This is a genomic window from Corallococcus sp. CA054B, from assembly GCF_003611625.1.
Taxonomy (GTDB): Bacteria; Myxococcota; Myxococcia; order Myxococcales; family Myxococcaceae; genus Corallococcus; species Corallococcus coralloides.
The window spans coordinates 1-5,088 of the sequence record NZ_RAVY01000335.1 but is presented as its reverse complement, the minus strand read 5'-3'; the positions used below and the strand labels follow the sequence as shown (position 1 = coordinate 5,088).

Sequence of the window (5,088 nt, the reverse complement as noted above, 5' to 3'; positions counted from 1 at the left end):
GCCCACTGGTTGGCGCGCTGGTTGAGCACGCCGAAGGAGAGGGAGGCTTCGTCGGAGAGGACGGCGAGGGCATCGGGCGTGCGAGCCGCCTGGGCCTCGAAGCGCTCGTGGAGGCAGCCGTCCCAGGAGAACGTCTGGCCCGTGGCATTCCAGTCGCGGAGGATGCGCTGCTGCTCCTCCGTCGACAGCAGCGTGACCTGGTCATGACGCGCGTCGGGCGTGGCCGCGAGCGACTCCATGGCGCGCAGGTAGTATTGGCTGACGCTCTTCACCCACGAGGCATCCCTCGTCGCTCCGGTGCTGGACACCGAGAAGTCGAGCGCCGACGTGGCGGGATCCAGGGAGAAGGAGACGTCGAGCGGGAGCTCGATCCACGCAGCGGCATTGACCTCTTCGACGACGCGTATGCCATCGCGCTTCATCATGTCGCCCATGACGTGGAAGTGGACGAAGTTGAAGAGCGTCTGGAACAGGGGCTGGCCGCCAAGCTGCTTCTTCAGCCGAGCCATGGGATAGCGGCGGTGCGGTAGCAGTTCGCGCTCCCGCCTGGCGACCTCGCGGATCAGCTCCCGCCAGGTGCCTCCCGCGAGCACGAGCGGGAAGGGCACGCTGTTGAGGAACAGGCCAATCATCCGCTCACCGTCCGCGACCTCGGGGCGGCCGTTGCTGACGAGCCCCGTGACGACCGAGTTGCTCCCCTCCACGAAGCTGGCCACCCGCAGGTGCGTGGCCAGCAGCACGCTCTTGAACGAGACGCCCATCTCCTGCGCCACGCGCTGCAATCGCTCCTGAAGGTCCCCGGAAACGTTGACCTTCTGGCGGTGCATCATGTCGGCCTGGCCGCTCTGGCTGGGGGGCCGCGCGGAAGGCGGCTCGACCTCGCTCATGCGCTTCAGCCAGAACTGCTCGTCACGGCCCGTGGACAGAGACTCCCGTTCCAGTGCGACGAACTGGCGGTAGGTGGCGGTCAGCGGGGGCGCGGCGGGCGTGTCATTGCCGCCGAGCAGGTCCAGGTAACGGCCGAGCAGCTCCGTGAAGACGGAGGTCGCGCTCCATCCGTCAAGGATGGCGTGGTGGAACAGGAACGTGAGCTGGAGCGTGGTGTCGGTGCGCCGGTGCACGGTGGTGTGCAGCAGCGGAGCGCGGGTCCAGTCGAAGTTGCGCCGGCGGTACGTCTCCGCCCATTCGCGCAGGAACACGTCCTGCCCCTCCTTGGGGAGGTGGCGCAAATCGTCGAGGCGAAGCGACGGCTCCACCTGGCTGTGGACCAGTTGGATGGGCTCGCTGTAGCCCTCCAGGTCGAACGACGTCCGAAGGATGGTGTGACGTGTCATCACCTCCTGGAGCGCCTGACGAAGCCGCGCCTCGTCCAGCGCCATCTCCAGATGCAGGCTGAACAGGTCGTGGTAGATGCCCGTGCCCACGTGCAGCGTGCTCTCGAAGAGCATGCCGGCCTGGAGGTACGTCAACGGGTAGGCGTCCTGGAGCCCCTCGGGCAGGCGCTGCCGGTCCTCCTCGTTGAGGAGGCTGAACGGCGCGGACTCCACGGCGGGCTTCGCGGTGGCCGTGGACTTCAGCTCGGCCGACAGCTGGCGGATGGTGGGGTGCTGGAGGAGCGCCATCATGGGCAGCTCCAGCCCCAGCTCCCGCAGCTTGGCGACCACCTGGATGCTGCGCATCGAGTCGCCGCCCAGGTCGAAGTAACTATCGTCGATGCCCACCTGCTTCACGCCGAGGACTTCGGACCAGACCCTGGCGAGGGCCTCCTCGGAGGGCGTGCGCGGTGCCTCGAACGGAACGCCGTCTTCGCGGGCCTCGGCGTCCGGCGCGGGGAGGGCCTTTCGGTCCACCTTCCCGTTGGCGTTGAGCGGCAGCGCCTCCATGGGCACGAAGGCCGCCGGCACCATGTAGTCCGGCAGCCGCTGGGCGAGGAAGTCGTGCAGCGCTCGGGGCTGCACGGACTCCGGCCCCTCCAGGCCCACGAGGTACGCGACGAGCCGTTTGGCGCCAGGGAGGTCCTCGCGCACGACCACCACGGCCTCCTGCACGCCAGGGGCGCGCTGGAGCTGCGATTCGACTTCACCCAGCTCGATGCGGAAGCCACGCACCTTCACCTGGAAGTCGGTCCGGCCGAGGAACTCCAGCGTGCCGTCCGCGAGCCAACGGGCACGGTCTCCCGTGCGGTAGAGGCGTGCGCCCGGCGCGGTGCTGAACGGGTGCGGGACGAACTTCTCCGCGGTGAGGTCCGGCCTGTTCAGGTAGCCCCAGGCCAGGCCATCCCCGCCGACGAACAGCTCACCCGGGACGCCCACGGGCGCGGGCTGCATGAAGGCATCCAGCACATACGTGGTGGAGTGGCCCAGCGGCCGTCCAATGGGAACGGAGGCTCCCAACGCCATGCCGGGGCGCAGCGTGTACGTCGCGGAGAAGGTGGTGTTCTCCGTGGGGCCGTAGCCGTTGACGAGCACGGCGCCCGGAGGCACGCGGGCCAGGTGCTGGAGGACGCGCTGCATGGGCAGCACGTCTCCACCCGCCAGCACCTGCCGCACCCGGGCCAGCGAGGCGCCCATGTGGAGGACGGCCTGCTCGAACAGGGCGGCCGTCAGCCAGAGCGTGGTGACGCCATGCTTCTCCAGCAGCGAGCCCAGCTCGTTCATCGACGGGGTGCCGGGCGGCGCCAGCACCAGCCGCGCGCCATGGAGCAGGGCTCCCCAGAGCTCCAGGGTGGACGCGTCGAACGCCACCGGCGCGAGGAGGAGGAACACCTCCTCGGGGCCGAACTGGATGAACGGGTTGGCGCACACCAGGCGCACCACGCCCCGGTGCGGCACGCACACGCCCTTGGGCACACCCGTGCTCCCGGACGTGAACATCACGTAGGCCAGGTCATCGCCGCCCACCCGCGCCGGAGGCGGAGCCTTCGCGGGATGCCGCGCGAGCATCGCTTCGTCCGCATCCAGGCAGACGAACAGCGTGCCTCCCGCGGGCAACTCATCCGCGAGTTCCTCCAGGGTGACGAGCACGCTGACGCCCGCCTCCTGGAGCAGATAGGAGATTCGCTCGGCGGGGTAGTTGCGGTTGACGGGGACGTAGGCGCCGCCCGCCTTGAGGATGCCGAGCAGGCCCACCACCAGCTCCAGTGAGCGCTCCAGGCATAGGCCCACCCGCGTGCCGGCATCCACACCGTAGGTGCGCAGGTGGTGCGCGAGCTGATTGGCCCGCTGGTCCAGCTCGCCGTACGTCATGCGCTCATCACCGAAGACGAGCGCCACCGCGTCCGGCGTGCGGGCGGCCTGTTCCGCGAAGCGGACGTGGACCGGCACGTCCCTGGGGTAGTCGGCGGAGGTGGCGTTCCACTCCACCAGGACCTGCTGTCGCTCGGAGACGGGGAGCGGACTCAGCTCGGAGAGACGTGCGTGCTCGTTGGCGACGAACGCCTCCATCAGGACTCCGTAGTGCTCCATCATCCGCGCGACGGTGGCGCGGTCGAAGAGGTCGGAGTCGTAGTTGAGCACGCCGCTCACCCCGTCCGGCCCTTCACCGAGCACGAGGCTCATGTCGAACTTGGCGGTCTCGATCTCCACGTCCAGCACGCGCAGCGACAGGCCCGGAAGCTCCAGGCGGACGGGGGGCGTGTTCTGCAGCGTGAACGTCACCTGGAACAGCTGCGAGCGGCTCGTGTCGCGCGGTGGCTTCAGCACCTCCACCAGCTTCTCGAAGGGAACGTCCTGGTGCTCGGTGGCGCCCAGGGTGGCTTGCTTCACCTGGGCGAGCAGCTCACCCACGGTGAGCTGGGGCGACAGCCGCGCCCGGAGGATGACCGTGTTGACGAAGAACCCGATGAGGCCTTCCAGCTCCGAGCGGTTGCGTCCCGCCACGGGAGACCCGACGGACACGTCCTCCTGTCCCGAGTAGCGCGACAGCAGCAGCTGCCAGGTGGCCAGCATCACCATGAAGGGCGTCGTGCCGGTGCGCCGGGCCAGGTCCTGGACGCCCTGTGCGAGGGCGGCAGGGAGGTGGACGGGGAGCCCCGCGCCGCGGTTCGCCTGCACCGCGGGGCGGGGTCTGTCGGTCGGCAGCTCCAGCGCCGCGGGGGCTCCCGCGAGCTGCTCCCGCCAGTAGTCGAGCTGCGCCTCCAGGACGGACCCCTGCATCCAATCGTGCTGCCACCGGGCGAAGTCCGCGAACTGCACGGGCAGCTCCGGGAGGTTGGGCGCGCTGGCTCGAGTGTCCGCCTCGTAGAAGGCGGCGGCCTCGCGGATGAGCACTCCGATGGACCAGCCATCCGAGATGATGTGATGCATCGTGACGAGCAGCACGTGGTGCTCGGGGGCGAGCCGCAGCATGCGGGCCCGGAAGAGCGGACCGCGCTCCAGGTCAAAGGGCCGGTGGGCTTCCTCGTTCGCCAGCTCGCGCGCTCGGGGCTCACGCGCGGCCTCCGGCAGCGAGGTCAGGTCTTCCACCGCGAGCGTGAAGGCGATGTCCGGATGGATGACCTGGACGGGCAGGTCGTCGTGGTTCCAGAACGTGGTGCGAAGGGCCGCCTGCCGGCTCACGACGGAGCGGAGCGCCTGCTCCATGCGGGCTGGCTCCAACGCGCCGTCGATTCGGACCGCCGCCGGAATGTTGTACGCGGCGCTCCCTGGCGCCAGCCGGTCGACGTACCACAGCCGGCGCTGCGCGCTGGACTGGGGCAGGGGTTGGCCCGCCGGCGCTGGCTTCAGCGGGGGAAGCGCGCTCTGGCCCGACGACGCCTCCAGCTTCGCCGCGAGCGAGGACACGGTCCGCAGCTCGAACAGGGCGCGGAGCGGAAGCTCGACGCGGAAGGTCGCGCGGATGCGTGAGATGAGCTGGGTGGCCAGCAAGGAGTGGCCGCCCAGCTCGAAGAAGTCGTCATTCGCGCCAACGGACTTCACGCCGAGCAGGTCTTCGAAGAGCCCGGCCAGCGTCAGCTCCGCGATGTCTCTCGGGGGCACGTGCGCGCGCGTGCTCGACGCGTGGGGCGTGGGCAGCGCGTTCCGGTCCAGCTTCCCGTTCGGGGTCAGCGGGAACGCCTCCAGCACCATGAGCGCGGAGGGCACCATGTAT

1 protein-coding gene is annotated in these 5,088 nt (G+C 69.7%); it reads right to left on the bottom strand.

The features are described from left to right. Window positions 1-5,088, bottom strand: a 5,088-nt coding sequence (locus D7V80_RS40085) for an amino acid adenylation domain-containing protein (RefSeq protein ID WP_120593034.1), incomplete at both ends; no start/stop codon positions are given.